A 4831-nucleotide genomic window follows, 5' to 3' on the forward strand; every position below is an offset into this window, starting at 1 on the left:
GGGGCGCGCAACGCTTTTTTTGTTTGGAATCGCATTGATGTCGCGTCCGGGCCCGCGCTCCCGCCTCGGGGCCCGCCACGCCAGCGGCACTGCGGCACTGGACACCAAGCACTGGCAGGGGCAGGGGCACGTCCCGTTCCCCAGCCCCACACTCCTTCGAAAACCGTAGCGCGGTGTTCGCTCCCCGGCCTTGGGCCGCCCGCTGCCACGCCACGCCTCGCCTCGCCACGACATCCCGCCCAACCCTGCGCGCTCAAGGTCAGCAGCTCGACGGACGCCGCCCGCACGCGAGCGGCACGGGGCCGACATGGCCAGGTTGCGCACTGAGCCCCCTGCCAGGTGGCCGCCGTGCCGTCTTCCGCGCCCCTTCCGGCCTTGTCACGCCCGATGGCTCTGGCACCCCAGCGGTGGGCCCGAGCCCTTACCGAGCAGGCCGGCGAACGGTACCGCGTGCCGGCCCCAAGGGCCCGCGCGGCCTTCGGTTATGCACAAGCCAGGGGCAGCGGACAAGGCACCGGCACCCACTGGCGCGCCAGCGAAATGTTTTGTAACGATTCCATGGCAATGAGCTAACCCATTGATTTATATGTGCTTCTTTGGTTTGCCCAATTTGCGGGCAATCCAGCGGAAACGCGCAGTTTCAAGGGCTTACGCCTTGAACCCCCGGGATATCAACAAAGTTATCCACAGAAATTCTGGATTTCTCGGAAATCCCCCGAAAAATCAAGCACTTGCAGGCGAAACCGCAAAAAGTGCTGAGGAACAGGCCCTGTCCCTAGCACAAATCAGGGGCGTTTTCCCCTCTTGACGCACCAGGGGTGTGCGACTTATGCACACCAAACCTGGTGCACCGCAGCAAAAGCAGGCAAATCGGTGTTAACACAAAAATGGAACCGAAATTTCCTCAGATGATTGATTCATAAGGATTTTTTGTGGATGCCCGTTTTCTGGGCATTCTGTTGGAGCCCAGGATCCACGCGGGCTGGCGGTGGATAGCCGCAGAATGTCAACAAAGTTATCCACAGAAATTCGGGATGACTGGCTCTTAGAACCTGTTGACGACCTTTTGGGGGATCGCAGTGGAGTGCCATCGGGAGGGGTGGATGCCTCGGATGCGCCGCATGGACGCATGCCCACGCGAGCAGCCGAGGCGTTCCAGCGACCGATTTCACTCCCACCGTCGGGCGAGTGCCTTGCCGGGCGGTCTGCGGCGTTGCGGTGCTTGTGGATGGCCGAGCTATTCACCGCGCCTTGCAGCCCATCCCGGCAAGGTACTTGCGCGACCCCGAGAAGGTCGTCAACAGGTTCTTGCGCTCCACGGGGGCTGCCCCGGCATCCCCATCGCCGGGGGCACCGCAACCGGTCCTTGCGTCCGTGGCGGCCCGCCCATCGGCACGAGATGGCGCAAAAACACGCCGCGATACGCCCCCGCCACAGGCCAACGGAGAGAACGGGACTGCCAAGGCAGAGGACAGCAGGCCGGGCACGAGGGTTGCGGCGGGGGGCGACAACGTCCGTTCTGCCGCGCCCTGCCCCCACCCGTTGACGCCGCTGCGCCAGCGGACCTCTCCGCGCCCATCCTCGCGGCGGCTTCCGGCCCCAGCCTGGCACGGGGCCGCCTAGAATGGCCCGCCGCAGACCCTCTGCGCACCTCCTGAAGAACGTCCCAAGGCTCTAGGCCCGTGCCCCCTCCCTCCCTCGTCCAAGTGGCCCTGCACACCCCATCGCACAGCGGCGTGGGGGATCTGCTCAGCTACGCCAGTGAGCGCCCGCTACCACCCGGCACGTTGGTGCGCGTGCCACTGGGCACGCGGGAGGTGCTGGGCGTGGTGTGGGACGCCGAAGACGCCACTGGCGAGCTGCCCGAGGGCGCCAGCCTGCGCGCCATTGCCGGGGTGCTGGAAGGGGTGGCCCCGCTCGATCTGCCGTGGCGTCGCCTGGTGGCCTTTGCGGCACGGTACTACCAGCGCGGACTGGGCGAGGTGGCCCTGGCCGCCCTGCCCCCGCAGTTGCGCGACCTGCGGCCCGAACAGCTGGCACGGCGCCTGCGCCGCCCCGCCAAGGCGACAGACGAGAGCGCAAACGCTATTCAAAACATAGCACTTACCGCAGAGCAGGAAAGCGCAAGAGCCCGAATTGCTGCAGAGAAAGGCCCCTTCCTGCTGTTCGGCAGCACCGGCAGCGGCAAGACCGAGGTGTACCTGCGCTGCGTGCAGGAGATGCTCGAAGCCGACGCCACCGCCCAGGCTCTGGTGATGGTGCCCGAGATCAACCTCACGCCCCAGCTCGAAGAGCGCTTCGTCAGCCGCTTTGCCCCGCGTTTTGGCGCGGGCGCCGTGGTGTCGCTGCACAGCGGCATGACGAACCCGCAGCGCCTCAAGAGCTGGCTGGCCGCGCACAGCGGCGCGGCGCGCATCGTACTGGGCACGCGCATGGCCGTGTTTGCCAGCCTGCCGGGGCTCCGACTCATCGTGGTCGACGAAGAGCACGACCCCAGCTACAAGCAGCAAGAGGGCGCCCGCTACTCGGCCCGCGACCTGGCCATCTGGCGCGGGCGCGAGCAGGGTGCCAAGGTGCTGCTGGGCTCGGCCACGCCGTCGCTGGAGAGCTGGCATGCCAGCCGCCCGCCACCCCCGAAGACCCGGTGGGCGGCCGCTACGTGCGCCTGCACATGCCCAGCCGCATTGGCGCTGGCGCCCTGGCCCGCGTGCGCCGGGTGGACATGAACCAGCAGCCCCGGCGTGCCGTGTTCAGCGCGCCTCTGCTGCAGGCCATCACCGAGCGCGTGGCGCGCGGAGAACAAAGCATGGTGCTGCTCAACCGCCGGGGCTACGCGCCCGTGCTGCACTGCGTGGACTGCGGCTGGAAAAGCGACTGCCCGCACTGCAGCGCCCACCAGGTCTTCCATAAATCCGACCGCACCCTGCGCTGCCACCACTGCGGCTACACCGTGCGCGTGCCCCACCACTGCCCCAGCTGCGGCAGCCCCGACATCCACCCCATGGGCAGGGGCACCGAGCAGCTCGAAGAGCAACTGGCCGCCCTGCTGCGCAACGTGCAACGCCCGGACGGCAATCCGGCGCGCATCGCCCGCATCGATGCCGACACCACCAAGGCCAAGGGCGCGCTGGAGGCCCAGCTCGCACAGGTGCACTCCGGCGAGGTGGACGTGCTGGTAGGCACGCAGATGATTGCCAAGGGCCATGACTTTCGCCGCATCACGCTGGTGGCCGCCGTGCAGCCCGACGGGGCGCTGTTCAGCAGCGACTTCCGTGCGCCCGAGCGCCTGTTTGCGCTGCTGATGCAGGCCGCGGGCCGCGCCGGGCGCGACGCCGCCTACATGGCCGCACAGGGCACGCCGTGCGAAATGTGGGTGCAGAGCTTTCACCCCGACCACGCGGTGTTCGAGGCGCTGCGCAAGCACGACTACGAGGCCTTTGCCGCGCAGCAATTGAAAGAGCGCGAAGAAGCCGCCATGCCGCCCTTTGCCTACCAGGCCCTGGTGCGGGCCGACGCGCGCACGCAAGAGGTGGCGCAAGGCTTTCTGGGCGCTGCCACCGCCGCGGCGCATGCGGCGGGCCTGCCGGGGCTGGACGTGGTGACCCTGTTCCCGCCCGTGCCGCTCACCATCCAGCGCGTGGCCAATGTGGAACGCGCCCAGATGCTGATGGAAAGCCCCAGCCGCGCCGCCCTGCAGCGCTTCCTGGCCGCGTGGCAGCCCGTGCTGCAGGCCACGCGCGGCCAGCCCGAGCACAAGGGGCTGGTGCGCTGGCTGGTGGATGTGGACCCGCTGACGATCTAGGGTCCGTCAGGTGGGCTCTTTGTAGACCCGCACGTAACAGATGTCGTTGGGCTGCAGCACCAGGCCGACGGTGCATTTGGGCGCGGGCCCGCTCGGCGGTATCGACAGTCCAGCGTTCAGGCTGATGCCGGTGATCCGCTGTGGCTTGGGTGTCTGGTTCTGCGCCGAATAGTCGTGGAAGAAATCCCCTGTGAAAAGGTCCGGATGGGAGGGAATATCGGCGGTGCCGCCGGCGGGTTGGGTCATCAGAATCGTGTCCAATGGCACCGCGATGGCCGGCTGGTTCCAGACAGCCGCCGCAAAGGTGGCGCACGCCAGAAGGCCCGCCGCCCAGATCTTCAGCGTCCGCCCCGCCTGCCCCCGCGTTGCGCGATAGGTCAATGCGGCCAATGCCACGGCCAGCAGGATCAGCGCCCACTCCGACATCGTGGGCACACTCTGTGCCCCCAGCGGGGCGTACGCAATGCCCCCGACAGATTGCGCGGCAGCGCCCTGCGCCAAGGCGCCTCCCACCACCAGGGTGCAGCAGACGCGTGCACGCGCCAGGATTTGCTTCATTGCTTTTTCCTCTCAACTGAAAAAGCAAATTGTTATCACAGCATGCGTTGCCGCCAAGCGGAAAATTGCCATACGCATGCCGCAGAGGTGGCGGTGGATGCCGCGTGTGGACGGCTCTGCCCTTGGGTGTCGGCCCTCTCATTGGATGCTGCACCCACACCCGCCCACCACCGCGTTGGCCACCCGCGCGGCCCCATGCCATTATTTTCTTGCCGTTGGTAACAAATCCTCTTAGGGTGCGTCGCTTTGCGTCTCTGTGCGCCGTTGCACCGGCGACTCTTTTTACCTTTCTGCCCCCCGCACCATGACCCCCTCACACCAACCAACCCCTGACCGTCCCCTCCATGCCCTCGCGCGTCCTGGGCGGCTGAGGCCGACCGCCGTGGCCTTTGCCTGCGTTCTCACGCTGGGGTGTCTGCCGATGGCGTGGGCCGGCGGCGCGGGTGGCGGCGGTGGCGGCTCCCCCCTGAC

At 67.4% G+C, this 4831-nt stretch carries 1 protein-coding gene and 1 pseudogene; one reads left to right on the forward strand and one right to left on the reverse strand.

Annotated features, from left to right (window positions below; genetic code table 11):
- Positions 1–1682: 1682 nt before the first annotated feature.
- Positions 1683–3802, forward strand: a pseudogene (priA, locus tag ACDELDRAFT_RS19200) (replication restart helicase PriA).
- 6 nt (positions 3803–3808) lie between these two features.
- Here the strand turns inward: priA and ACDELDRAFT_RS19205 are convergent.
- Entirely contained in the window at positions 3809–4360 is a 552-nt protein-coding gene (locus tag ACDELDRAFT_RS19205) for a midcut-by-XrtH protein (protein WP_005799695.1), read from the reverse strand.
- Positions 4361–4831 lie beyond the last annotated feature (471 nt).

Source organism: Acidovorax delafieldii 2AN, assembly GCF_000175235.1.
GTDB classification, from domain to species: domain Bacteria; phylum Pseudomonadota; class Gammaproteobacteria; order Burkholderiales; family Burkholderiaceae_C; genus Acidovorax; species Acidovorax delafieldii_B.